21 protein-coding genes are annotated in these 25430 nt (G+C 71.9%); 11 read left to right on the top strand and 10 right to left on the bottom strand.

The genetic code is table 11. The annotated features are described in order from the left end of the window. The first annotated feature begins 1 nt into the window (after nt 1). A complete protein-coding gene (locus tag R4P08_RS06985) occupies nt 2–1141 on the top strand; it encodes a GuaB3 family IMP dehydrogenase-related protein (protein WP_317813051.1) in 1140 nt (379 codons plus the stop codon). Between the two features lie 89 nt (nt 1142–1230). Beyond that, nucleotides 1231–2994, top strand: coding sequence for a GMC family oxidoreductase (locus R4P08_RS06980; RefSeq protein ID WP_317813050.1), 1764 nt, complete (start codon nt 1231–1233; stop codon nt 2992–2994). 9 nt (nt 2995–3003) lie between these two features. On the opposite strand, the gene R4P08_RS06975 is transcribed toward R4P08_RS06980, so the two are convergent. Together R4P08_RS06975 and R4P08_RS06970 are read right to left on the bottom strand one after the other, a co-directional pair. Next, on the bottom strand, nt 3004–4398 hold the full coding sequence (locus R4P08_RS06975; protein ID WP_317813132.1) for a wax ester/triacylglycerol synthase family O-acyltransferase: 1395 nt from the start codon (nt 4396–4398) through the stop codon (nt 3004–3006). Between the two features lie 12 nt (nt 4399–4410). After that, nucleotides 4411–5931 (bottom strand): wax ester/triacylglycerol synthase family O-acyltransferase, encoded by a 1521-nt coding sequence (locus tag R4P08_RS06970; RefSeq protein ID WP_317813049.1) that lies wholly within the window; start codon nt 5929–5931, stop codon nt 4411–4413. 127 nt (nt 5932–6058) lie between these two features. Here R4P08_RS06970 and guaA point away from each other — a divergent pair, with 127 nt between their 5' ends. Next, nucleotides 6059–7663, top strand: a complete 1605-nt coding sequence (gene guaA, locus R4P08_RS06965; protein ID WP_317813048.1) for a glutamine-hydrolyzing GMP synthase — start codon at nt 6059–6061, stop codon at nt 7661–7663. A gap of 76 nt (nt 7664–7739) precedes the next feature. Here guaA and R4P08_RS06960 read toward each other — a convergent pair whose 3' ends face one another. Together R4P08_RS06960 and R4P08_RS06955 are read right to left on the bottom strand one after the other, a co-directional pair. Next, complete coding sequence (locus tag R4P08_RS06960) at nt 7740–8243, bottom strand: hypothetical protein (RefSeq protein ID WP_317813047.1); 504 nt, start codon at nt 8241–8243, stop codon at nt 7740–7742. Next, nucleotides 8240–9517 carry a PspC domain-containing protein gene (locus R4P08_RS06955; protein WP_317813046.1) on the bottom strand — a complete coding sequence of 426 codons (1278 nt, stop codon included), beginning with the start codon at nt 9515–9517 and terminating at the stop codon, nt 8240–8242. Before R4P08_RS06955 ends, R4P08_RS06960 begins: the two co-directional genes overlap by 4 nt. Nucleotides 9518–9639: 122 nt before the next feature. On the opposite strand from R4P08_RS06955, the gene R4P08_RS06950 reads away from it, so the two are divergent. From R4P08_RS06950 to R4P08_RS06940, 3 genes are read left to right on the top strand one after another with little or no spacing between them, the layout of a single operon-like run. Next, nucleotides 9640–10926, top strand: coding sequence for a PspC domain-containing protein (locus R4P08_RS06950; RefSeq protein WP_317813045.1), 1287 nt, complete (start codon nt 9640–9642; stop codon nt 10924–10926). Continuing rightward, a complete protein-coding gene (locus tag R4P08_RS06945; RefSeq protein WP_317813044.1) occupies nt 10923–11642 on the top strand; it encodes a response regulator transcription factor in 720 nt (239 codons plus the stop codon). Before R4P08_RS06950 ends, R4P08_RS06945 begins: the two co-directional genes overlap by 4 nt. A 46-nt stretch (nt 11643–11688) precedes the next feature. Further along, nucleotides 11689–12312, top strand: coding sequence for an SGNH/GDSL hydrolase family protein (locus tag R4P08_RS06940; protein ID WP_317813043.1), 624 nt, complete (start codon nt 11689–11691; stop codon nt 12310–12312). Nucleotides 12313–12318: 6 nt separating this feature from the next. On the opposite strand, the gene R4P08_RS06935 is transcribed toward R4P08_RS06940, so the two are convergent. After that, complete coding sequence (locus tag R4P08_RS06935) at nt 12319–12720, bottom strand: DUF6157 family protein (RefSeq protein WP_317813042.1); 402 nt, start codon at nt 12718–12720, stop codon at nt 12319–12321. 118 nt (nt 12721–12838) lie between these two features. Between R4P08_RS06935 and R4P08_RS06930 the strand changes: the two genes are divergently transcribed. Beyond that, the gene (locus R4P08_RS06930; RefSeq protein ID WP_317813041.1) at nt 12839–12982 is read left to right on the top strand and encodes a hypothetical protein; all 144 of its coding nucleotides are present in this window, start codon (nt 12839–12841) and stop codon (nt 12980–12982) included. A gap of 1 nt (nt 12983) precedes the next feature. Here R4P08_RS06930 and R4P08_RS06925 read toward each other — a convergent pair whose 3' ends face one another. Further along, nucleotides 12984–13937: an L-lactate dehydrogenase gene (locus R4P08_RS06925; RefSeq protein ID WP_317813040.1), complete on the bottom strand. Its 954-nt coding sequence runs from the start codon at nt 13935–13937 to the stop codon at nt 12984–12986. Nucleotides 13938–14043: 106 nt separating this feature from the next. After that, nucleotides 14044–15324, bottom strand: coding sequence for a DUF2254 domain-containing protein (locus R4P08_RS06920; RefSeq protein ID WP_317813039.1), 1281 nt, complete (start codon nt 15322–15324; stop codon nt 14044–14046). Nucleotides 15325–15504: 180 nt separating this feature from the next. Here R4P08_RS06920 and R4P08_RS06915 point away from each other — a divergent pair, with 180 nt between their 5' ends. Both R4P08_RS06915 and R4P08_RS06910 read left to right on the top strand, forming a co-directional pair. Further along, nucleotides 15505–16317 carry a hypothetical protein gene (locus R4P08_RS06915; protein WP_317813038.1) on the top strand — a complete coding sequence of 271 codons (813 nt, stop codon included), beginning with the start codon at nt 15505–15507 and terminating at the stop codon, nt 16315–16317. Continuing rightward, nucleotides 16314–17966, top strand: a complete 1653-nt coding sequence (locus R4P08_RS06910) for a DNA polymerase Y family protein (RefSeq protein ID WP_317813131.1) — start codon at nt 16314–16316, stop codon at nt 17964–17966. Before R4P08_RS06915 ends, R4P08_RS06910 begins: the two co-directional genes overlap by 4 nt. Nucleotides 17967–18064: 98 nt before the next feature. On the opposite strand, the gene R4P08_RS06905 is transcribed toward R4P08_RS06910, so the two are convergent. Continuing rightward, nucleotides 18065–18706, bottom strand: a complete 642-nt coding sequence (locus R4P08_RS06905) for a hypothetical protein (RefSeq protein ID WP_317813037.1) — start codon at nt 18704–18706, stop codon at nt 18065–18067. Nucleotides 18707–18792: 86 nt separating this feature from the next. Here R4P08_RS06905 and R4P08_RS06900 point away from each other — a divergent pair, with 86 nt between their 5' ends. Together R4P08_RS06900 and R4P08_RS06895 are read left to right on the top strand one after the other, a co-directional pair. Then, a complete protein-coding gene (locus R4P08_RS06900; protein WP_317813036.1) occupies nt 18793–19716 on the top strand; it encodes a sucrase ferredoxin in 924 nt (307 codons plus the stop codon). Nucleotides 19717–19794: 78 nt separating this feature from the next. Continuing rightward, a complete protein-coding gene (locus R4P08_RS06895) occupies nt 19795–23118 on the top strand; it encodes an error-prone DNA polymerase (protein ID WP_317813035.1) in 3324 nt (1107 codons plus the stop codon). 28 nt (nt 23119–23146) lie between these two features. On the opposite strand, the gene R4P08_RS06890 is transcribed toward R4P08_RS06895, so the two are convergent. Together R4P08_RS06890 and R4P08_RS06885 are read right to left on the bottom strand one after the other, a co-directional pair. After that, a complete protein-coding gene (locus R4P08_RS06890) occupies nt 23147–24178 on the bottom strand; it encodes a C4-dicarboxylate ABC transporter (RefSeq protein ID WP_317813034.1) in 1032 nt (343 codons plus the stop codon). Nucleotides 24179–24277: 99 nt separating this feature from the next. Further along, nucleotides 24278–25387 carry an acyl-CoA dehydrogenase family protein gene (locus R4P08_RS06885; RefSeq protein WP_317813033.1) on the bottom strand — a complete coding sequence of 370 codons (1110 nt, stop codon included), beginning with the start codon at nt 25385–25387 and terminating at the stop codon, nt 24278–24280. Nucleotides 25388–25430: the final 43 nt, after the last annotated feature.

The following is a 25430-nucleotide window of genomic DNA, read 5'->3' as shown; positions in this document are numbered from 1 at the left end:
CGTGCGAGACGTCGTGGAGATCGGAATCGGCCGTGAGGCCCGTCGGATGTATGGACTCGGTGAGGTCGACATCGTCCCCTCGCGTCGTACCCGCAGCTCCAAGGAGGTGTCGACGGCCTGGAAGATCGACGCCTACCAGATGGGCATCCCCGTGATGACCCATCCCACCGACGCGGTGGTCTCACCCGACTCCGCCGTGCAGTTCTCGAAGCTGGGCGGGTTGGCGGTCCTCAACGCGGAGGGCCTGTGGGGTCGGCACGCCGATCCGGAGGCGGCGATCGCCGAGCTGCGTGAGATCGCGCTCGATGACGTGACCGGCCACCGTGCCGTGGCCAGGCTCCAGGAGCTGCACCGCGCGCCGATCGACCGCGACCTGCTCGCGGCCGCCGTGCAGCGGATCCGCGACGAGGGTGCGACGGTGGCCGTGCGGGTGTCGCCCCAGAATGCGCGAGAGCTCGCGCCGGGGTTGATCGCAGCCGGTATCGACCTGCTGGTGGTCCAGGGCACCATCATCTCCGCGGAGCACGTGAGCGGGGAGGACGCACCGCTCGATCTCAAGGACTTCATCGGCGGGCTCGACGTGCCGGTGATCGCCGGTGGCGTGGTGGACTACAAGACCGCGCTGTACCTCATGCGTACCGGCGCGGCGGGCGTGATCGTGGGAAATGGTGGGGTCGAGGGCGTGACCACCACCGGACACGTGCTCGGTATGGAGGTCCACATGGCCACCGCGATCGCCGATGCCGCGGCCGCCCGACGGGACTACCTGGACGAGACCGGCGGCCGGTACGTGCACGTCCTCGCGGACGGCGACATCTACACCTCCGGCGACATCGCCCGGGCGATCGGCTGCGGCGCGGACGCGGTCGTGCTGGGCCCGCTGCTCGTAGGCGCCCTCGAGTCGCCGGGCCGGGGTGTGTACTGGGACTCGGTGGCCGCGCACCCCAAGGTGCCGCGCAGTCATGTGGCGGAGACCGACGACGAGACCGCTCTCGCTCCGCTGGAGGAGGTCATGGAGGGCCCGACGAGTGTCCCCGACGGCACCCGGAACCTCATGGGTGGCCTGCGGAGGGCGATGGCCAAGTGCGGGTACTCGGACGTCAAGGGCTTCCAGAAGGTGGATCTGTCCGTCCGCTCCTGATGCTGGACAAAATGCGTACTACTGTCGGGTAACTTCCTGGGCGCTCGGGTATCGTGAGTGACATCATCGACCACCCAGGGAGATCCACCATGACGTCACGCACCCCGTCGACCTCGAATACCGACGCCTCCGCGGGAACCGATATCGACGTCGTCGTCGTCGGTTCCGGTTTCGGCGGCAGCGTCACCGCGCTCCGGCTGTCGGAGAAGGGGTACCGCGTCACGGTGATCGAGGCGGGCCGCCGCTTCGAGGACGCCGACCTGCCCAAGACGTCCTGGCGGCTCAACCGCTACGTGTGGGCGCCCAAGCTCAAGCTGTTCGGCATCCAGCGCGTGCACATGATGCGCGACGTGATGATCCTCGCCGGCGCGGGCGTGGGCGGGGGCTCGCTCAACTACGCCAACACGCTGTACAAGCCCACCAGTCAGTTCTTCAAGGACCGGCAGTGGGGCCACATCACGGACTGGGAGGAGGAACTCTCCCCGTTCTACGACCAGGGCCGCCGCATGCTGGGCGTGGTCACCAACCCCACGCACACCCACTCGGACGAGGTCATGAAGAAGGTGGCCCGCGACATGGGCGCGGAGGACACCTTCGTCTACACCCCGGTCGGCGTGTTCTTCGGGGAGAAGACGGGCGGGGAGGGCAAGCCCGGCGAGCGGGTCGCCGATCCGTACTTCGGCGGGGTGGGGCCGGACCGCAACGCGTGCATCGAGTGCGGCGAGTGCATGACCGGCTGCCGCCACAATGCCAAGAACACGCTGATGAAGAACTACCTCGCCCTGGCCGAGCGCGCGGGCGCCCGCGTCCTGGACCGGACCACGGTCAACGGGCTCCGCGAGCGCGGCGACGGGACGTGGGAGGTCACCCTCGAGCGGACCGGCGCCTGGACGCGACGCGGCAAGCGCACCACCACCGTGACCGCGGGTCAGGTGGTCGTGGCGGCCGGCACCTGGGGCACCCAGCACCTGCTCCACTACGCCAAGGACGACGGGTCGCTGCCCCGTCTCTCGGACGCCCTCGGCAAGCTCACCCGCACCAACTCGGAGGCGATCCTCGGGGCGATGCGCCCGAATTACAAGCCGGAGCAGGACTTCTCCGAGGGCGTCGCCATCACGTCGTCGTTCCATCCCCGGCCCGACACCCACATCGAACCGGTCCGGTACGGCAAGGGTTCCAACGCCATCGCCATCCTGCAGACCCTGCTGACGGACGGCGACGGGCCGCTCCCGCGCTGGCGCACCCTGCTGAACGAGGTCCGGCGTGAGCCCGCCATGTTCCTCCAACTGTTCCACCTGCGTCGGTGGAGCCAGCGCTCAGTGATCGCGCTGGTCATGCAGAACCTCGACAACTCGCTGCAGACCTCCGTCAAGCGCTTCGGTCCGTTCAAGTACGTCACCAGCAAGCAGGGGCACGGCGAGCCCAACCCGACGTGGATCCCCGCCGGCAACGAGGCCACCCGGAAGATCGCCGAGGAGATCGGCGGCATGCCCGGTGGCACGTGGGGCGAGATCGCCAACATTCCGCTCACCGCTCACTTCCTGGGTGGTTGCGTGATCTCGGATTCGCCCGAGACCGGCGTCGTGGACCCCTACCACCGCGTGTGGAACTACCCGACGATGCACATCGTGGACGGCTCCGCGATCTCTGCGAACCTCGGCGTGAACCCCGCGCTGAGCATCACCGCTCAGGCCGAGCGGGCGATGTCCCTGTGGCCCAACAAGGGCGAGGCCGATCCGCGTCCCGCGCAGGGTGAGGCCTACGAGCGCGTGGCGCCGGTGCAGCCCACGTCGCCCGTCGTGCCGGAGGCAGCGCCCGGTGCGCTCCGCCTGCCGATCGTCGGGGTCAGCTGACGGGCTGCCTCAGGGCGCGGTGAGCTCGACCAGCTGGGCCAGCGCCACCTCGATGCCGCGGGCCACCACGTCCGGGTCGGGCACGAGGTGTTCGCACGAGATCACGCCCAGGTCGATGTGGCCGTCGATCGACACGCCGGTCACCGACAGGCCCGCCCCGTGGAGCAGCGGGCCGAAGGGGTGCATGTGGGTGATCCGCGCGCCGAGGAAGTAGAGGGGGGTGCGGGGCCCGGGCACGTTGGAGATGATCAGGTTGTAGATCACCGGGTGGACGTCGGCGAGCCGGAGTGCCTCGTACGCGCGCATCCCCAGATCGATCAGCAGGCGGGGGCTCATCCGGCCCCAGTCGGTCAGCAGTCCCGGACGGATACTGCCGGCCTGCCTTTTGGCGGTCGTGGCCGCCGCGCTGATCCGCTCGTACCGCTCCACCGGATCGACCACCTCCGTGGCCAGCGAGGCGAACATGGCCGACACCTGGTTGGCGCCGTCGGCCGCCAGATCCTCGCGGGTGGAGATGGGGACTATCGCCACCAGGGACGAGGTCGGGACGTCGTCGTGGTCCTCGAGGTAGGACCGGACCGCGCCGCCGACCACCGTGAGCAGCACGTCGTTGACGGTCCCGCCCAGCCGCGCGGTGACCAGCTTGACGGCGTCGAGGTCGAGAGACGCGGTGGCCACTGCGCGGTGCGGGGTGAGCGAGTGGTTGAACAACGTCCGGGGCGCCGTGAACGGCGCGGGCATGGACTCCCCGTCGTCCCTCCGGCCCCGGGCCCGCGTCATCGCCAGCGGCACCGACAGCGTCTCGGGGAGTAACCGGAGGAACGACAGTGGCCGACCGACGAGCTCGCGGGCGCCCCCGGCGATGAGCTGGAGCGTGTTGGCGCGACCGACGTGGGTGCGGACGAGCGCGGGGTCCTGGGCGGGGTTGGAGGCGTCCGTCGCGGCGAGGGTGGCGAGCAGCTCGGCGCCCAGCATGCCGTCGATGACCGCGTGGTGGACACGGCAGAACGCGGTCACGGTGGGGGCGTGCGGATCTCCCCACTCGATGATCCACACCTGCCAGAGGGGATGGGAGCGATCGAGCGGCGTGGAGGCGAGCCGCCCGCACGTCGCCAGTAGGTCGTCCTCGGTGTCGACCGGGTCGAGCACGATCCGGCGCACGTGGTGGTCGATCTCGAAGTCGAAGTCCTCCACCCACGCCGGGTGCCCGAGGTTCCACCGCGAGTCGTGGACCTCGCGCCGGAACGGGGGGACGGTCTTGACCCGCCGGGCGAGCCCGGACCGGAAGTGCTCGAAGGAGTACCCTTCGGAGATGGTGGAGACATCGAGGTGGACGATGCCGTTGATCACCATCATCTGCTCGTCGGTCTCGAGGTAGAGGAAGCTCGCGTCGAGGCCGGTCATCCGCTGCACGGGTCAGCTCTTCGCTCGGGTGGGTTCGATCGCCCGGGTGAGTTCGAGCAGTCGGTCCAGCGATTCCCGCAGCCCGGTGGCGAAGAGTTCCGGATCGGGCACGAGGTGTTCGCAGGCGTTGATCCCCACGTCGAGTTGACCGTTCAGCGACATCGCCGTCACCGACAACCCGGAGCCGTGCATCAGCGGGCCCATCGGATACATGTGCGTGACCCGTGCGCCCAGGAAGTCCAGCTTCTCGGGGCCGGGGAAGTTGGAGACGGTGAGGTTGTGCACCACCGGGTGCAGGTCGGCGAGGTGGAAGTCGCCGTACAGACGGATCGCCAGCGAGAGGGCGGTGGACGGGGCCAGCGTCGCGACGTCCTGGATGAGGTCCGGACGTATCCCGTTCCTGGCCTGCTTCTTGCCGCGCCGCGTCCGCGCGGCCACCGCCTGCAGGCGCTCGAGCGGGTCCTGGATATCGGTCCCGAGCGACGCGAACAGCACGGTCACCCGGTTGTTGCCCTGGGTCCCGTCGTCCCCGCGTGTGGACACGGGGACGACCGCGATGAGCGGCTTCTCGGGGAGATCGTCGTGGAACCGCAGGTATCGGCGGAGCCCGCCGCCCACCACCGACAGGAAGACGTCGTTGACGGTCACCCCGAAGGCGTTCTTCACCTCCTTGATGTCTGCCAGGTCGAGCGAGGTGCCCCAGACCGCCCGGTGCGGGGTGATCGTCGCGTTGAAGCGGGTCCGCGGGGCGGTGAACGGCGCGGCCTTGGGTGCGGCCTTGTCGGTGGCGTCCGTCGCGTCTGCTGCGTTCGTGCCGGCCGCCGTGCCGCCCGCCGTGTCTGCATCGCCAGCCGCCTCCCGGGCCGAGGCCGGCTTCGTGTCGGCTGTCGCCCTGCGCAGCGTCAGCGGCAGCATCGCGATCTCCGGCACGAGGCGGGCGACGGTCAGTGGGCGGCGCACGGAGAAGTCCCACAGGCCCCCCACCAACAGCCGGATCGGGTTGGCCCCGCCGGCCTGGACCCGGACCAGGTCGAGGTCGCGGGGGGACGGCTTGCTCTGGGCCCCGCTGAGTTTGCGTAGGACGGCCGCGCTGCTCGTGCCGTCCAGCAGGGCGTGGTGGGCGCGGAAGAGCACGACCACGGTGTCTGGCGCAGCCAACCCCTCGAGTACCCACATCTCCCAGAGGGGCTTCGACCGGTCCAGCGAGCGGCTGCTCAGGGTCCCGCACATCTCGAACACGGCGTCGTCGTCACCGGGCGCGTCCACCACGACGCGACGGACGTGCTCGGTCACGTCGAGGTCGTACTCCTCCACCCACGCGGGGTGCCCGAGGTTCAGGAGGGAGTCGTAGATCTTGCGGCGGAACTCGGGGATCTCCTTGATCCGCCGGGCGAGCTCCGTCCGGAACCGTTCGAAGGTGTACTCGAACTCCAGGCCGGAGACGTCGACGACGAGGATCCCGCTGACCACGAGCATCTGTTGCGATGTCTCCAGGTACAGCAGGCTCGCGTCGAACCCCGTCATCCTCTCCATCGGTGCCCCTCCCCGTCGATGGCGGTAGCCGATCAGGCCCCGGCCGTGATGCGATCCATTGTGAACACCTCGGCGGGCGGACGTGGCGGAGTTCGGCAGAGTGGCCACGCCGCATAGACTCTGGTCCGTGGCCCAGAACGCACAGACCGACTCCCAGATCACCGCAGAAGCGGCAGCTCCCCGCCCCGTCCTCGTGGTCGACTTCGGCGCCCAGTACGCGCAGCTCATCGCGCGGCGGGTGCGCGAGACGCGGATCTACTCCGAGGTGATCCCGCACACCGCGACCGTGGAGGAGATCCGGGCCAAGAACCCCGTGGCTCTGATCTTGTCCGGGGGACCGGCCAGCGTCTACGCCGAAGACGCCCCGTCGCTGGACCCGGCGGTGCTCGAGCTGGGGCTGCCGGTGTTCGGCATCTGCTACGGCTTCCAGGCCATGGCCGGCGCGCTGGGCGGCGAGGTCGCCCACACCGGCAGCCGCGAGTACGGGCGAACCGATGCCACGGTCTCCGGCGGCGTGCTGCACGCCGGACTGCCGGAGCAGCACCCGGTGTGGATGAGCCACGGCGACGCCGTCACCGCCGCCCCCGAGGGGTTCACGGTGACCGCCACGTCCCCGGGCGCCCCGGTCGCGGCGTTCGAGAACGCCGAGCGTCGCATGGCCGGCGTCCAGTACCACCCCGAGGTCCTGCACTCGCCCCACGGGCAGCAGGTGCTCACCCGGTTCCTCACCGAGGTCGCGGGCCTGGAGCCCACGTGGACCGCGTCCAACATCGCCGATCAGCTGGTGGAGGCCGTCCGCGAGCAGATCGGCGACGGCCGGGCGATCTGCGGACTGTCCGGCGGCGTCGACTCCGCCGTCGCGGCTGCGCTGGTCCAGCGGGCCATCGGCGACCGGCTCACCTGTGTGTTCGTCGACCACGGGCTGCTGCGCGCGGGGGAGCGCGAGCAGGTGGAGAACGACTTCGTCGCCGTCACCGGCGCCCGCCTCATCACGCTCGACGACTCCGAGACCTACCTCGGCCACCTCGCCGGCGTCACCGACCCCGAGTCCAAGCGCAAGATCATCGGCCGGGAGTTCATCCGGTCGTTCGAGCGGGCCGTGACCCAGGCCCTCGAACTCCAGGGCGACGACGACGCCTCCGTCGACTTCCTGGTCCAGGGCACCCTCTACCCGGACGTCGTCGAGTCCGGCGGCGGCGCGGGCACGGCCAACATCAAGAGCCACCACAACGTGGGCGGCCTGCCGGACGACATCGAGTTCTCGCTGGTGGAGCCGCTGCGCCTGCTGTTCAAGGACGAGGTCCGCGCGGTGGGCCGCGAACTCGGGCTGCCCGAGGCGATCGTCGGCCGGCACCCCTTCCCCGGTCCGGGTCTGGCCATCCGGATCGTCGGCGCTGTGGACTCCGGCCGGCTGGAGACGCTGCGCGCGGCCGACGCGATCGTGCGCGAGGAGATGACCGCCGCCGGCCTCGACTCCTCCGTGTGGCAGTGCCCGGTGGTGCTGCTGGCCGACGTCCGCTCGGTGGGCGTCCAGGGCGACGGCCGCACCTACGGTCACCCCATCGTGCTGCGCCCGGTGAGCTCCGAGGACGCCATGACGGCGGACTGGACGCGCGTGCCGTACGAGACGCTCGCCCTGATCTCCAACCGCATCACCAACGAGGTCCCGGACGTCAACCGGGTCGTGCTGGACGTGACCAGCAAGCCGCCGGGCACCATCGAGTGGGAGTGAGCCGGGCGTGACATGACGCGGGCGCGGCAGCTGCCGCGCCCGCGTCACACTGTCCGGAGTCAGCGCCGGAACACAGTCAGCGCCGGACCACCATGGCCAACCCCACGAGGACCGTCAGCACGAGCCCCGCGGTGAGGACGGCGGTGGTGCTGATCGCCGGCGCCCCCAGGACCGCCCACACGGCGACGGCCAGCGAGAGCAGCCCGGCTACCGCGAGCACAGGGGATCCGGGCCGTTCGCGCCTCGCCACCGCGGTCGTGGCCGACGGCGTCGACCGGGTCTCGGGGGCCCCGGGGGCGACGCCGTAACCGAACTGCTCCGGGGCGGTGAAGCCGGTCCCGTAGGGGAGCGGGGCGTAGAGCGGCTGGTCGGGGCGTGAGGCCGCATCGGTCGGGGCGAAGGTGTCGGTGGGGGTGAACGTGGCAGTGGGGTTGACGGCGTCGGTGGTCATCTCGGGGCTCCCGGTGGTGTGGTCGTCGGCATTCTTGTGAGCGTGGTCTGCGGCGTGGTCTGCGGCGGGGCCGTCCGTGCGGTCGGCAGCGCTCCCGCCGGTGGGCTGCGGGCCCTGCGAGGCGGTCATCGGGTCACCTCGACATCACCGAGGTCGTTGGTGATGTCCAGGGTCAGGACCGGTCCGCCGGCGTCGCCCCCCGTGCTCTCGGGGCACTCGACCTTGCCGAGGTCGGTGTGACAGGTCGCCTCCACGTTCAGCCCGGCGGGTAGCAGCACCGTCACCTCGCCGACCTCGTTGGTGATGCTGTAGCTGCGGTCGCGGTCCAGTTCCAGCCCGCGCATGTCCACCGTGACGTCGCCGAACTCGTGGGTCACCGGGGTGCCGAGCTGGGCGGGTCCGGTGATCTCGACGCGCAGGTCACCGTTGTTCTCCCAGCCGCCCTCGGGGACCTGGACCAGCGAGGCCAGCAGGACGAACCCGGCGAGCGGCCCGGCCACCACCAGCAGTCCGTGGCCCCGGCGGGTGATCGCGCCGATGAGCAGGCCTCCGGCCACCACGGCCAGGGCGACCGCGGCGATCCGGGTGGAGTCGAGCCAGGTGATCCCCACCAGGGCGGACAGTCCGGTGGTGACGGCGACGGCGATCAGCGCCAGGCCGAGCGTGATCTTGGTGAGGCGGGACCGGCGCCTGGCGGGCTCGGGCGCGGACGCTGCGCCGGGCGCGGACACGGCGTCTGGGTCGGGCAGGTCCCAGGCGAACGGTGCGGCGCCGAGCGGGTCCCACGAGGGCGGGACCGGCGGGCCGAACGGCGCATCTGGGCCCGATCCGGGGACCTGTGCGGCACCGTGGTCCTGTGTGGTGGGGTCCTGTGTGGTGGCGGTCTGCGCGGTCCACGGTGTCCACGGGGTGGAGGTGCGCGCGGTCGGCGGGCGGACGGCGGACACCTCGGCCCATCCGGCGGGCGGCGTGGGGGTGCGGCGGTGCAGGCCGTACCAGCCGACGAGCATGGCGGCGGCCATGAGGAACCCGGCGCCCACGAAGAAGGTCTCCCCGGAGCCGCCGAAGGTGGGGGCGCTGAGGAGGACGACGACGACGAGGACCACAGCGGCGGCCTTGGAGCCGGATGCCCGGCCCCGGCCGATGAGCGATTCCCCCTTGGAGACCTCGTTCCCGGCGGAGCGCAGCAGAAGCCACAACAGGGCGTACAGGAACACGCCGGCCCCGCCCCAGAGGGCGGCGATGACGAAGGCGATGCGGAAGAGCACGGGGTCGACGCCGTAGCGCCGGCCGAAACCGCCGCAGACACCGGCGATCTTGGAGTCGTCCGGGGTCCGGACGGGTCGGGTGCGCCACAGGGCGCGGAGCTCGGACGGGAAGTCGGTGGTGCTGGTGCTGGACATGACTCCACTGTGGCTGGCGGGCGGGGCGGGCACATCGGGGGCCGACCCTGATTTCCCGACCCCGGGGATCTCGGGGTCGGACCCCGATGCGCCCCGGGGATCGATCTGTGACCATGGACTTCATGAGTGAGAACGCGACCGACCCGGTGCAGGAGCCGGCCACAGCGCCGTTGACCGTGCCGCGGCCGGCGGTGTCGGTCGCCCCGCCGGGGCGGCTTCCCGCCGTGCAGCCGGCCGGCTTCCGCTGGTACCCCGCGCTGAGCCGGATCTCCGACGGTTCCGTGGTGGCCGGCGTGTGCGCGGGACTCGCCGCCCACCTCGGGGTGCGGGTCATCTACGTGCGTCTGGCGATGGTCTTGCTGGCCACCCTGTCCGGGGCCGGCGTGGTGTTCTACGCCGCGCTGTGGGCACTGACCCCGTCGGCGCCGGCGCGGGAGGGAGCTGCCCCCCGGGACCCGCGGGAGCGGCGACGCGGCATGGCCCTGGCGGCCCTCGCGCTGGTGGGTTCGGTGCTGTCGTTCATGGTGACCACCACGACGGGACTGAACGTGATCGTCCCCGTCCTGATAGTGGCCCTGGGTGCCGGGCTGGTCTGGCAGCAGTACGACGGTGGGGGACGGGTGGCCCCCCGGTCCGTCTTCGACTGGGCCAGGGTGACCGCGGGTGCCACCCTCGTCGTCGTCGGACTCGCTGTGGTGGTGGTGGGCCAGGTCGAGTTCGCCGCCCTGCGGTCGTCGTTCCTGGCGGTGCTGGCGACCCTCGTCGGCGTGGGGCTGCTCAGCGTCCCGGTGGGTCTGCGGCTGTGGCGGTCGCTGGAGGAGGAGCGCGCGGCGCGCATCCGGGAGGCCGAGCGCAGCGACATCGCCTCCCACCTGCACGACTCCGTGCTGCAGACGCTGGCGTTGATCCAGAAGCGCTCCGACGACCCCGGGCAGGTGTCGCGGTTGGCCCGTCGACAGGAGCGCGAACTGCGGCAGTGGCTCTTCGGGGCCGGGGCTCGGATGTCCTCCGGCGCCGCCACCGTCGCCGGGGCGGTCGAGGTGATCGTCGGGGACGTCGAGGACGCCTATGGACTGCGCATCGACCAGGTGGTGGTGGGCGGTGACGGCCCGGCGGGCGACGCCGAGGAGGCCGTCCTGGGCGCGGTGCGCGAGGCGCTGGTCAACGTGGCCAAGCACGCCGGCGTGGACACCGCCGACGTGTTCGTGGAGAACGACGGCCGGGTGCTCAGCGCCTTCGTCCGCGACCGCGGGCGCGGCTTCGATCCCGACGACGTCGGCGGCGATCGCCACGGGCTGTCGCAGTCCATCCGGCACCGCGTGGAGAGCCGGGGCGGCAGCGTGACCGTGCGCAGTACGCTCGGGCGCGGGACGGAGATCAGGATCGAGATGCCGCTGGAGGGCGAATGACGGACGGGCCGGACGGTGGCGCCAGGGTGTGCCGGGTATTCCTTGTCGACGACCACGCGGTGTTCCGCAGCGGCGTCCGGGCCGAACTCGCCGGGCAGACCGGGATCGAGGTGGTGGGCGAGGCGGGGTCGGTGGCCGAGGCGGTCGCCGGCATCGGGCGGGTGCGCCCCGACGTGGTCCTGCTCGACGTGCACATGCCCGACGGCGGCGGCGTGGCCGTGCTGCGCGCGGTGCTGGGCGCCGTCGCGGGGGGCTCGACCGATACCGCGGACGCGCCCGGCCCCACGTTCCTCGCGCTCAGCGTCTCGGACGCCGCCGAGGACGTGATCGCGGTGATCCGCGGCGGCGCGCGCGGCTACGTCACCAAGACCATCTCCGGCGGGGACCTGGCCGATGCCGTGCGCCGGGTGGCCGACGGCGACGCGGTGTTCTCCCCGCGTCTGGCCGGGTTCGTCCTGGACGCGTTCGCCCGTGCGGCCCCCGGGCCGGAGGATCGCGGCGAGCCCGTCCACGACGCGGAGGTGGACTCCCTCACCCCGCGGGAGAAGGAGGTGCTGCGGCTCCTGGCCCGCGGGTACACCTACAAGGAGATCGCCGAGGAGCTGTTCATCTCGGTCAAGACGGTGGAGACCCACGCCTCCAACGTGCTGCGCAAGACCCAGCAGTCCAACCGGCACGCGCTCACCCGCTGGGCGCAGTCCCGACACCTGGACTGACGCGGGGCGGCCCCCACCCACCCGCCCGGACCGCTACCGTGACGTCGTGAGCGAACCGCGCGACCTCCCGGTGTGCGTCATCGGTGACTCGTTCGTGGCCGGGTACGGCGACGAGACCGGCCGCGGCTGGACCGCGCTCCTGGTCGAGGAGGGTTCGCGGGCGGGCCTGCGGCTCCGTTTCATGGTCGCCGGGATCGGCGGGGACACCTCCCAGATGATCCTGGCCCGCTGGGACGAGGTCGACCGCCGACGGGCCGCGTTCCCCACGACGGCGGTGATCGCGGAGTTCGGGGTCAACGACGTGATGGAGCACGAGGGCGCGGTCCGCGTGGACGAGGCGGGCACGGTCGCGGCGCTGCGCGGGATGATCGCCCGGACCCCCGAGGGGCGGTTGCTCGTGGTGGGCCCGCCGCCGGTGGTGTGGGACGGGGTCAACGAGAGGATCACGGCCCGGGCCGCCGCGATGGCCGAGGTGTGCGCCGAGGCCGGGGTGCCGTTCGTGCCGACCTTCGACCGGCTGCTGGCGGGCGGGGCGTGGATGCGCGAGGTCACTGCCGGCGACGGGGCTCATCCCGGCCCCGCCGGCTACGAGGAGTTCGCGCGGGTCGTCGCCGGCCCGGTGCTCGAGTGGCTGCGGTCCCTGGCCGACGTCGAGCTCGGCTGGCGGTGAGGGGGGCTAGCGGGAGCTCTTCATCGCGGTCCTGACCGTCACGTCCGGGTCGGCTTCCAGCTCGGTCACGCGCTCTGAGCCCATGGGCAGCAGCGCGATCCGCCCGGCGGAGTCGAAGTGCAGCGCCCAGCCGTAGGTCTTGGCCAGCGGGGAGGTGCGCAGGCAGGGCTGGCCCTTGGAGAAGAACCGCTCGCGTTCGGCCGCGCGGTCTCCTTCCGCGATCCCCTTGCGCTGGCAGTGCACGTCGAAGAGCAGGTCGTCGCTCGTCCACGCGTAGTCCTCGGCGGAGAGACGGTCGTACTGGAGCTCGGCGATCGAGCCTTTCCCGGCCGGCGGGACGGCGGCGGCCACGGCCTTGGTGTCGGGCGCGGGGAGGATCAGGGTGTCGGTGTAGTCGGTGGTGTGCATGGTGACTCCTGCCATTCCTGTGAAGGATGGGACGCTGGCCTCCGCGTCGGCCGGGGCCCGAGGCGTCCGCTAACCTGAGTATCGTCGTACGCCGTGTACGGCGGTAGGAGGATGAACTATGACGAGTCCGCAGAACCCTGACCGCACCGGCGAGCATTCCGAGGAACCCGCAGATCAGGCCCGGTATGAGCACGACGACGCGATCGTCGACGAGTGGGGCGACGAGTCCTTCCCGGCCAGCGATCCCCCCGGAGCCCTCTGATCTAACGCAGTACCTCGAACTGTTCGGACACCGCCCGTAGCGCAGACGCGCTGCGGGCGAACTGTTTTGTCTCGGTGTCGTCGAGTTCCAGCTCCACCACGCGCTGGACGCCGGTCCGCCCGATCACCGCGGGCACCCCGATGAAGATGCCGTCCTGGCCGTATTCGCCCTGCAGCAACGTGGATACCGGCAGCGAGACCTGCTCGTTGCGCAGGACGGCACGGGTGATGCGGGCCAGACCCATGCCGATGCCGTAGCTGGTCGAGCCCTTGGAGTCGATGATCCGGTAGGCGGCGTCCCGGGTCTCGGTGAAGATCTGCGCGAGCCGCTCCCGCGTGGCCGGGTCGGAGTCCAGGTCGCGGCGTAGCGGCACCCCGGAGACGTTGGCGGAGGAGAAGACCGGCAGTTCGGTGTCGCCGTGCTCGCCGATGATCGAGGCGTGCACGCTCATCGGGGCGACGTCGTAGTACTGGCCCAGCATGAACCGGAAGCGCGCCGAGTCGAGGATCGTGCCGGAGCCGATCACCTGCGCGGCGGGCAGTCCGGAGTACCGCCACGCGGCCTGGGCGAGGATGTCGACGGGATTGGTGGCCACCAGCAGGATGCCGTCGAAACCGGTCGCCATGACATCACCGACGATCGTCTCGAAGATCGTCATGTTCTTCCCGACCAGGTCGAGGCGGGTCTCGCCCGGCTTCTGGGCGGCGCCGGCGCAGATCACCACCATGGTGGCGTCCGCGCAGTCGTCGTAGGTCCCCTCGGTGACGAGGGTGGGGGAGGGCGCCCACACGACGCCGTGGTTGAGGTCCATGACCTCGCCGACCAGTTTGTCGTGGTCGATGTCGATGATGGCCAGGTGGTCGGCCAGGCCCTGGTTGACGAGCGCGTAGGCGTAGGCGATGCCCACGTCCCCGGCGCCGATGAGCACGATTCGGTTCCCGATGGAGGCCTTCATGCTCGCCAGGGTAGGTGTGATGGGTGGCCGCCGGGGCGACACCGGGTGAACCTCGGTCTCTCCCGCCGGGGTCTTCTCTCTGGTCCTCCCCTCCGTGCCGCCCGTTCTATCCGGCGGCCTCGAGCACGGCGCGGTAACGACGCTCGATGGCGACCCTGTCGTCGGCGTTACGGGTCGCCCCGAGGGCGTCGTCGCGGAGTTTCGTGGCGTGGCGGGTGACGACCGCCCGCCGGCCGGGATCGTCGAGAACCCGCGCCGCGACGGCGAAGACGTCGAGCATCCGAATGCTGACGGCAGGTGCGCCTGCACCGAACTGGCGCATCTGGTCGAACATCGCGGCGATGAGGCCTTCGAAGTCGGAGGTGGCCACGACGAGACGGACCTCTTCGTCGCGCGAGTACACGCCGGTCGGCCACTCCCGGTCCTCCAGGGTGCACAGAGCGTCGCCGAATCGGTCGATGACGTCGACCGCGGTGAACGGGTCGTTGGTACCGGGGCTCAGCGCGCGGGTGCCCACCTCGGCGAGCAGACGGACGGCGTGCTCGACGTCCTGCTCCCGGGTCCGGGAGGTGCCGACCGTGAGCCTGGAGTAGACGCCGTCGGGCAGGGTGGGGACGCCCTCGGCGATGGGGGAGTTGGGGTAGAGGTAGTCCCCCGGTCGGACGAGGAGTCGGATCACCGTCCCGGTCTCGACGGCGAGGTCGACCAACCCCTCGTGATCCACCAGCTGCAGGTATCCGCCCTTCTCCGCGGATAGTGTCTCCGCTCCCGCCCAGAACTCCGCTCCCGGTTGCGGCAACACGTTGTGCTCCGGACCTGTCCGCTCGGTGGCGGTGAGCAGGGAGGACCGGAGGTCTGCTGCGAGGAGGTTGACGACACGGGTGGTGTTGATCGAGCCGGTGACGTGACCGAGGAAATACACGAGCGCAGCAATACAACCGAGCGCGAGGAGGAGCGCCAGGGTGACGTTGTAGTGGGGGACGAACGGGGCTCCCTCGTCGCCGCCGGTGACCGTGCGCAGGCTGTAGAGGCTGAAGGCGAAGGTGGAGATGAACACGCCCAACGTGACCTGGTTGCCGCGGTCCTCGGTGAAGTTCTGGAGCAGGCGCGGACCCATGGTGCCGGCGGCATAGGAGAGGGCGGCGATGGTGATGGAGAAGACGGTGCCGCCGACTCCGATCGAGCTGCTCGCCACGGCGGCGAGGATGCTCCGGGAACCATCCACGCCGCCGCCGTAGAGCCAGGTGGGCGCGTCGTCGTTCGTTCCCGGATTGGTGGACAACCATGTCCCGAGCTGGGCAAGAGCCAGTGCGACGAGGGTCATGACGGCGGGGAGGAACCAGAAGCGTCGGCTGATCTGCCGGAGTCGGAAACGCAGCCCGGCCATGGTGCTCCTCTCGGTGGTGGGCACAGCGTATCCGAGCGGTCCGACGCCAGAACCTCGTTTGACCCTGTCGAACAGGTGTTCTTGCGCTGTGTCGTACCCGTGGTGTTCACTGTTCGGTGTAGTCGAAAAATAGTTCGATTCACGGGGTTGGCGGCGTGTCGTCCGGGGCGGAAGGTTCTGATGATGGTAGTAGGCGCTTCTGCTGTCGATCTGTCCGACCTCGGCACGGAGGATCGTGTCGCGGAGTTGCGCCGTCGGCTGGCTGCGATGCCGGGTGGGGGCCCGCCCGCGGCCGCGCGCTCGGGCGCGCCTGTGGAGACGGTCTCGGTTGTCGCGGCCGCACCTGTCACGGCGGCAACTGTCACCGCAGAGCCTGTCACGGCAGAGCCCGCCGCAGCGCACCCGGTCCCGGGCGGCTCCGCTGTGGTCACCCCTGCTGCGTCCGGCACTCCCGTTGTCCCCGGCGTGGCCGTGCCGGGTTCCGTGGCGCCCCTGTTGCCGGGCGGGGTGCTCCCCGCGGGGCGGGTTACGGCGGTCTCCGGCAGCGCCACCCTCAGGGTGGGGTTGCTGGCGGCGGCCACGGCCTCCGGGGTCAGGTGTGCGGTGGTGGGCTGGCCGGAACTCGGGGTGGCCGCGGTGGCGGAACAGGGCGGCCGGCTGGACTGTCTGGCACTAATCCCGGATCCCGGTCCGGACGCGGCCGCGGTGGTGTCGGTGCTGCTAGACGGCCTGGACCTGGTCCTGCTGGGGCCCGGCGTCGCGGCGGTCGCCCCGTCCCGGGCCCGCGTGCTCGCCGGTCGGGTGCGGGTCTCGGGTGCGGTGCTGCTCGTGGGTCCGGGCTGGCCGGGCGCCGAGCTGACGCTGGCGGGGCGGCACTGCCGCTACGGCGGACTGGGTGCGGGCGCGGGCAGGCTGGCCTCGGTCTCGACCGTGGTGCGGTGTTCCGGGCGGGCGGCGCCCTCGCGGACGGCGGAATGGGTGGCGGCGGGATGAGCGCGCGGGTCATGGCGGTGTGGTGCCCGGACTGGCCGGCTGTTGCGGCGGCCCGGGGCGAGGGGCGCGGTCTGCACCTGCCGCTCGCTGTGGTCGGCCCCCGCGGGGTGCTCGCGTGCAACGCCGTCGCGCGCGCGGTCGGGGTACGGCGTGGGCTGCGCCGGCGGGAGGCACAGTTCCGGTGCCCGGAGCTCGTCGTGGTGGCGGCGGACCCGGCGCGGGATGCCGTGTGGTTCGAGCCCGTGGTGCAGGCGCTGGATGCCGTGGTGCCGGGCATCGAGGTGCTGCGGCCCGGACTGTTCGTGTTCTCCGCGGCCGGGGCGCTGCGTTTCCACGGTGGGGTGGAGGAGGTCGTCACCCGGGTCCTGGACGCGGTGTCGGCGGCAGGGACGGAATGTCAGGTGGGGTTGGCGGACGAGCTGCCCACGGCCGTGCTCGGCGCGCGCGGGTCGGCGCTGCTGGAGCCGGGCGGGGATGCCGACTACCTCGCCGGTCTGCCCGTGGACGCGCTCGTGGTGGAGCCCGCGCTGGGGGACCCGGAGGAGTTGGCCGAACTCGTCGGGTTGCTCCACCGGCTCGGCATGCGGACGCTCGGGGACTTTGCCGCGCTCCCGCCGCGGGACGTGGCCACCCGCTTCGGTGAGGCGGGCGCGGTGGCGCACCGCATCGCGCGGGCCGTGCCGTGGCGGCCCCCGTCCGTGTCCGCGATACCCGCGGGGTCAGCGGTCGAGCACCGGTGCGACCCGCCCCTGGAGCGGGTCGACGAGGCGGCGTTCCTCGGCCGTCGGCTGGCGGGGGAGCTGCACACCGTGCTCGCCGCGGCCGGGGTCGCCTGCCTGCGTCTGTCCATCACCGCGCGGGTCGAGGGGGGCGTGGAGGTCAACCGGGTGTGGCGGTGTTCGTCGCCGCTCACCCCGGAGGGCACCGCCGACCGGCTGCGTTGGCAACTGGAGGGCTGGCTCACCGGTACCGCGATCGCCGGCGGTGTCGGCGGGGCGGTCACCGCTCTGGTCCTGGAGCCGGTGGAGGTCGTCCCCGCCGGCCGGGTCCAGGAGGGGCTGTGGGGCGAAGCGGGGCTGGCAGAGGCACGCGTGCACCGCGCCCTCGTGCGGGTGCAGGGGCTGCTCGGGCCGGAGTCGGTCCGCGTGCCCGTGGAGGTGGGCGGACGCGGTCCCGGCGATCGCGTGCGGTCCCTGCCGTACGGGGACGCCCCGGATGATCCCGTCACGCAGGGCCCGTGGCCGGGGGCGCTCCCCGCGCCGTCGCCGTCGGTGGTGTGGCCGGGTCCGGGCTACCGCTTGGAAATCCGCGCGAGTGCTGACCCCGGGGCCGGGGTCGTGGCCCGGGTCGCCCTCGCCGGGGGAGTTCTGCTGCGCACCGCAGCGGGGGCGCCCGTCGGGGTCAACTCGCGTGGTCTGCTCACGGGTCGGCCCGAAACTGTCGAGGTGGCGGGCCGTCGATGCGTGCTGCTCGGCTGGTCGCGGCCGTGGCCGATCGACGAGGCCTGGTGGGAGCCCACGCCCGGCGGTGAGCCCCACCGGCCGAGGGCCCGGATGCAGATCGTCCCCGAGCGGGCGGCCGCGTTGCTGCTCCGCGGCCTGCTCGGGGACGGACAGGGGCACTGGACGGTCGAGGGGGTCTACGAATGAGTCAGCTACGAATGAACCAGCTACGGATGAACGGCGTACCAGTAAACCGTCCACCGATGACCGGAGGCGGGGCGGCTCCCCTCGGTCCTCGTGCCGCGTCAGCGGTCGATATCCACCACCAGGCGGGTCGGGTTCTGCAGGAGGAAGGCGGAGAAGGCGCGGTCCGTGCCCTCGAGTCCGATCACGGACTGGGCCTGACCCTCGAACTGCCCGGTGAAGGCCACCCCGGCCACCCCGATCGCCTCCTCGGTGGAGACGGTGCCCACGGGGACCTCCGTCATGCCCGACTCGGTGGGCAGGACCTGGTCGCGGAGCATCACCTGGAGGAACGAGTCCCCGGCCACCTCCACGGGGAAGCCGCTGCCCTGCTGGGCGGGGGCGTCGACGTAGTCCACGGAGTACCCCGGGATGCCCTGGCCGTCGAGTTCAAAGACCACCCGGTCCTTGCCCCGGTAGTCGCCCACGCGGATCTCGGTCACGACGAACTGGGCAGGCTCAGCGCTGTCGCCGGACTGCTGGGCCTTGGGGGCGGCATCCGCCGGCGAGGCCGAGGGATCGGAGGCCTCCATCTCCTCCGGCGACAGGGTCCGGGCCAGCGCGGCCGGCGAGGACCCCGCGGTGGTCGTCTGACTCGTGGTGGGGGCGTCAGTCGAGGTATCGGTCCCGCATCCCACCAGGGCCAGGGAGGCAGCGGCGGTGAGGGCGGCGGCCGCGGCGAGGCGGCGAGGGCGGGTACGCATGGCCCCACCCTAATTCCCTCTCATCACTTTTGTCCCACAAGGTGGCTACAGTTTCACCTCTCCGGGATGTCGGGCACCATGGGGTCGTGTCAGATACCGATCACGCCATCCGCCCGGGCTGGTGTTCCTTCCAGTCAGCCGACGAGCCGCCGGCCGGCACCGCCGCCCACGAGGAGTCCTGGGTGCTGCTGGAGGTCCCCGCACGGTGGGGACGCGACATCTTCGACGGCGAGGCGTTGGGCGAGGACCTGTCCGAGCGGCTCAAAGCGCACGTCGCCGCCTGTGGAACGCGCATGCTCTTCATCCGGCGCCCCGGCCGCGAGGGCCAGCGACTCGACCGGCACCGCTTCTACCTCTGCGACACCCGCCCCGGCCGACGCAGCATCCGCGCCGGCCGTGTCCACGCGCCCGCGGACATGCTCGATATCGACCTCTCGCCCGGCGCGCACGTGGCCGGTACCCGCGAGGTCGCGGCACCGGTACCGCTCGTGTGCACCCACGCCAAGCGCGACCAGTGCTGCGCAGTACGGGGACGCCCGGTCGCGGCCGGACTCGAAACCCTGGTGGGCGCGCGTCTGGCCGCGCTCGATCCCGACGCCGCGGTGTGGGAGTGCTCCCACACCGGCGGTCACCGCTTCGCCCCGGTGCTGCTGCTCCCCGGCACCGGTTACACCTATGGGCCCGCGGAGACGGCCCACGCAGTCCGGATCGTCGAGGCGGAGCTGGACGGCTGGGTCGTCACCGAGAACCTGCGGGGCCGCAGCACGTGGCCGCCGGCCGGGCAGGTGGCGGAGGTCGCCGTGCGGGGCTCCGGCGTGGACGCGGGAGTGGACGACCTCGTCGTCACCCTCGACGCCGGCTCCCCGGGCGTGGCCGTGGTCCGGCACACCGACGGGCGCTCCTGGCGCGTCGAGGCCGGTACACACCCGCTCCCTCCGCGCTCCCAGAGTTGTCGTAAGCCACCAGGCAACGCCTCGGCGTGGGTCGTGGAGTCGTTCGCGCAGCTCTGAGCCCGCACACCAGGTCTCCGCACACCGGACCTGCGCACACCGGACCTGCGCACACCCGGCCTCGGCGGGTGAGGTCCGGTGAACTGGTACCACGGACCCAAGACCTGGTCCGAGCTCGAGCGGGTGTTGTCCGGGCGCCCGGACCCACGGGGTTCTGAGAACCAACATCCCGGCGACGGCAGCGACGCCCCCGCCTGGTCCCGTCGACGGGGTGAGTACACCCCACCGCCGCAGTCCCCGACGCCGGGACGCGTGCCCTACGCGGAGCTGCACGCCCACACCGCGTTCAGCTTCCTCGACGGTGCCTCCACGCCTGAGGCCATGGCGGAGGCGGCCGCGGAGCTGGGGCTCACCGCACTCGCGATCACCGACCACGACGGGATGTACGGGGTCGTCCGCTTTGCCGAGGCGGCCGTGGAGCTGGGCCTGGACACCGTGTTCGGCGCCGAGCTCTCCCTGCCGGGCGACGAGCACCTGCTCGTCCTGGCCCGGGGTGGGGAGGGGTACCGGAGACTCTCGCGGGCGATCGCCCACGCCCACCTGCGAGGTGGGGTCAAGGGCGAGCCGCGGTACGAGATCACGGAACTGGCGGAGGCGGCCGGCGGCCACTGGTACGTGCTCACCGGCTGCCGCCGGGGTCGGGTGCGGCGGGCCCTCGAGCGGGGCGGCCCGGGCGCGTCCGACTTCGACACCGCGGCCGCGGGTGCGGCGCTGGCCGAGCTCGTGGAGCTGTTCGGCCGGGACCGGGTGGTCGTGGAGCTGACCTGCCACGGCGTGCCCGAGGACACCGAACGATGCGACGCACTGGCCACGCTCGCCGCCGAGGCGGGTCTGCCCGTCGTGGCCACCACCGCCGCGCACTGTGCGGGTCCGGAGGACGCCCGCCTGGCCTCGGTCATGGCGGCGCTCGGAGCGCGCAACGCGTTGGAGACCCATGCCGCGCACCTGCCCGCGGCCGGTGGGGCGTTCCTGCGCTCGGGGGAGGAGATGGCGGAGCTGTTCGACCGCTGGCCCGACGCGGTGAGCACCGCCGCCCGGCTGGGGGAGGAATGTGCCTTCGACCTCCAGCTCATGGCCCCCGAGCTGCCACCGTTCGACGTCCCCGAGGGCCACACCGAGAGCACCTGGCTCGCCGAGCTCACCTCCGCGGGGGCCGCACGGCGCTACGGGACGCGTGCGGAGGCGCCGGAGGCGTACGACCAGATCGATCGCGAGCTGAGCGTGATCGCCGAACTGGGGTTCCCCGGGTACTTCCTCGTCGTCCACGACATCGTCGAGTTCTGTCGCCGGGAGGGAATCCTCTGCCAGGGCAGGGGCTCGGCCGCCAACTCGGCGGTCTGCTACTCCCTCGGCATCACCAACGTCGACCCGGTGGGCGCGCACCTGCTGTTCGAACGGTTCCTGTCCCCGGAGCGGGACGGCCCGCCCGACATCGACGTGGACATCGAGTCCGGCCGCCGGGAGGAGGCCATCCAGTACGTCTACTCCCGGTACGGGCGGGACCACGCCGCGCAGGTGGCCAACGTCATCACCTACCGGGGGCGGTCGGCCGTGCGGGACGTGGCCCGGGCGCTCGGTTACTCCCCCGGGCAGCAGGACGCATGGTCCAAGAGCGTCGACCGGTGGTCGGGGCTGAAGAACCACGAGCGGGAAGCCACCGAGCACACCGTCCCGCCGGAGGTGCTCGCGCTGGCCCGCAGGCTGGTGGGCCTGCCCCGGCACCTCGGCATCCATTCGGGCGGCATGGTGATCTGCGACCGCCCGGTGGCCGACGTGGTGCCCGTCGAGTGGGCACGCATGCCCGGGCGGACCGTCCTGCAGTGGGACAAGGACGACTGCGCGGCGGTCGGGCTGGTCAAGTTCGACATGCTGGGGCTGGGCATGCTCACCGCGCTGCACCACGCCATCGACCTGGCGGCCGAGCACAAGGACCTCGAGGTGGACCTGGCCCGACTCGACCTCGCGGACCCGGAGGTCTACGAGATGCTGTGCCGCGGCGACTCGGTCGGTGTGTTCCAGGTGGAGTCCCGGGCGCAGATGGCCACGCTTCCCCGGCTCCGGCCACGGACGTTCTACGACCTGGTGGTGGAGGTGGCACTCATCCGACCCGGTCCCATCCAGGGCGGGTCCGTGCACCCGTACATCCGTCGTCGCAACGGGCGGGAGAAGGTGGCGTTCGACCACCCCGCGCTCGAGACGGCCCTTGGACGGACGCTGGGCATCCCGCTGTTCCAGGAGCAGCTCATGCAGATCGCCACCGAGATCGCGGGGTTCACCGGGGCGGAGGCGGACCAACTCCGCCGGGCGATGGGGGCCAAGCGCTCGCCCGAACGGATGGCGAGGCTGCAGGAGAGGTTCTTCGCCGGGATGCGCGAGCTCCACGGCATCGGCACCAGCCCGCCCGGGACGCCGGTCACCGGTCCCGAGGTCGGGCAGCGGATCTGGGAGAAGATGTGCGCGTTCGCCAACTACGGTTTCCCCGAGAGCCACTCGCAGTCCTTCGCGGCGATCGTCTACTACTCGGCGTGGTTCAAGTGCCACCACCCGGCCATCTTCTGCGCGGCCCTGCTCCGCAGCCAGCCGATGGGCTTCTACTCGCCGCAGTCGCTCGTGGCCGACGCCCGGCGGCACGGTGTCACCGTGCACCGCCCGTGCGTCAACCGTTCGCTCGGCGGTGCCTCATGTGAGAACCGGGGCACCGAGGTGCGGCTCGGACTGGAGTCCGTGCGGGCGATCGGCACGGATCTGGCCATGGCGGTCGCCGACGAGCGTGACACCCACGGCCCGTACCTCTCGGCGGCGGACCTCGCCGGCCGCACCGGCCTGACGGTCCGGCAGATGGAGGCGCTCGCCACCGCCGGGGCGCTCGACTCGCTCGGGACGGGAGGTCGGCGGGCCGCGCTGTGGTCGGCGGCCACCGCAGCCCGGCAGCGCCCCGGGATGCTGCCCGGCCTCAGCCAGGTCGACGCCCCGGCGCTACCGGGTATGAGCATCGTCGAGCTCACCTCCGCGGACCTGTCCTCCACCGGCATCAGCCCGGAGGAGTACCCGACCGTCCATGCGCGGCCATGGCTCGACTCCCGGGGGGTGTGCACCACCGCCGGGCTCGCCCACGTCCCCGACGGCAGTCGGGTCGAGGTCGCGGGCGCGGTCACCCATCGGCAGCGGCCCGCCACCGCGGAAGGCGTGACCTTCCTCAGTCTCGAGGACGAGACGGGCATGACCAACGTCGTGTGCTCGGTCGGTCTGTGGGCGCGCTACCGACCGATCGTCTCCTCGGCCCCGGCGCTGATCGTCCGCGGCACCGTGGAGAACCGCTCGGGCGCGGTGAGCGTGGTGGCGGACAAGATCGAACGCCTGCACCTGGGCATGGCGATCGGCCGCAGCCGGGACTTCCGGTGAGCGCGGCTTCGCAAGTCGCGCCCAGCCGCTACGCCAGTCGGGCCCACATGATCGCGCGCGTGCTCGCGACCGCGCACAACAGCCAGACACCACACAACGCGAACACGGTCACCAGGCTCGCGGTCTCCCAGCCGAGGTAGTGCGCGCCCAGCGCACAGGTGCCGAGAGGGTAGGCCATCGCCCACCACCCCGGGTTGAACGCCATCCGGGCGAGGAATCCCCGGAATGTCGACAGCACCGCGAACGCCCCCAGGCCGGCACCGGCGATCAGGACCACGGCGCCGTAGAGTCTGGCGATCCCGGCCTGACCCGGAGCGGCGAGCACCTGCGCGGCGGCCGCCGACTGGCCGACGATTCCCAGCGGGATCCAGGTGGAGGTCGACAACGCCACCGGGACGGGGGTGCGGAACCACGCGTGGTGATAGGCCATGGTGATGACGGCACCGCCCAGTCCGAGGGCCGCGACGAAGCCGAACGTGCACACGGCCACGACGAACGCGCGCGCGGTGGCGGAGTCGATCTGCTCGGCGAGCAACCCACCGGAGGTCGCCGAGACCATCGGCGGCACCATCGGCAGTGCCCACGTGGGCAGCGGATGGGCGGGGCGCGTGGTGAACAGCCAGGCGGCAAAGCCGATGGCGGTGGCCAGGCCCAGAACGGTGCCCGCGCCCCACAGCGCGGCGTCGATGCCGAAGGCGACCGGGGACAGCGACGGGGCATGCGCGTCGACCACGAGATAGGTGGCCGACCCCGTCGCCAGCAGCCCCATCGAGACCATGCCCCACAGGGGCAGCATCGCCGCGTCGCGCACCGACCGCGTCCAGACGTCCGGGTCCCGGGCGACCGACCGCGCGAACCCCGCCCCCAGGCCGATCAGCAGCACCCAACCCAGGAGCAGCGTGATCACCGCGAGCGGTCCGAAGACGGGCAGCCGCACGGAGTGGATCTGCAGGAGGGCGCACAGACCGCCCGTCCCCATGACGGCCCCGAACCAGGCGGGTCCGGGGCCGGGCACAGCGGGCACCCGGGGGCCGGGTCCTGCAGCTGGGGCTGTACTCACCAGGCCACTATGCCCGGGCCTCGTCGTCGTCGAATATCCGGCCCCCCACCGATTTCGGCGACCGGAACGGGCGTCAGACCGGGACTTTCCGCTCCCCGCTCAGACGTAGCGGAAGTCCTCGCCGCGTGCCCACGCCACCAACCGGTCGGCGGTGTCCCGGCGCGACGGCGGGTGATAGCCGAACACCTGGACGGCCTCGAAGGCGTAGGCGAGCTCCGGGTCCTGCATGTAGGCGAACCCGCCGACGGCCTCGCGGACCAGGGACTGCACGCGGACCAGGGCGTCGCGCATCGACCACCGGACCAGGGCGAGGCGCGCGGAGACGTCGCCGCCCCGGGCCCCCTCGTCGAACTCGCGGGCCACGGCGTGCAGCGCGGTCCGCATGGTCTCGACCTCGGCGAGCGCCGTGGAGAACAACTTGGGGTCGAGCCGGTCGCGCTCGGTGAGCCGCTCGACCAGACGCGTGGCCACCCCGAGGTAGCAGGCGCTGATCAGCAACCCGAACCACAGGTAACCGGTCATCTCGTGGACGTCGTCGGGATCGTTCTCCGAGGTGAGGAAGACCATGTCGGCCCCGACCCGGACGTCCTCGAGGATCAGCGCGTCGCTCTCCGCCGCCGCGAGGACGGGGCTCTTCCAGAACTCCTCACGCCGCAGCCCCTCGGCCCCGTCGAAGACCAGGACGACGGCCCGCTCGGAGTCGTCCACGAGGGCGCTCGCCACCAGGAGGCTCATCGACCTTGAGAGGCTGCAGGGGGCCTTGCGGCCGGAGAGGAGGTAGTCGTCGCCGTCCCGGCGGGCGGTCATGGTCGGGCGGAACACCGACCCTCCGGGGGAGCCCTCGGAGAAGCCGGACGCCATCACGGTCCCGGCCTCGACCAGCGCTTTGATGAGGTCGCGCTCGTCTTGGGAGGCGGCTTCGGCGGCCTCGAAGAGAGTCGCGCACGACAGGTGGTGCATCGTGGTCGCGGCCGCGAGGGAGGGGGCGACCGCACCGATGGCGGTCTGGAACCGCACCGCGTCGACAGCGCTGGCACCCGCACCGCCCAGGGCGGTGGGGACGATGAGACCGGTGCCGCCGGTGGCGGACCAGTCGGCCACGGCGGTGCTCTCGGCGCCCTCGTTGGCGAGCAGGCCGCGGGAGTACAGGCGCTCACGCAGCCCGGGGGCGTAGTGGTCGAGGGTCGTGTTCTCGGTGGTGAGGAGCATGGGGTCCTTTCGGGAGTGGGTTCGCGCGAGGGGTCAGTCGGCG

This window comes from Rhodococcus sp. IEGM 1408, from assembly GCF_033142235.1.
Taxonomy (GTDB): Bacteria; Actinomycetota; Actinomycetes; order Mycobacteriales; family Mycobacteriaceae; genus Dietzia.
The sequence above is the reverse complement of the archived record's forward strand: the minus strand, read 5'-3'. Positions and strand labels throughout refer to the sequence as shown.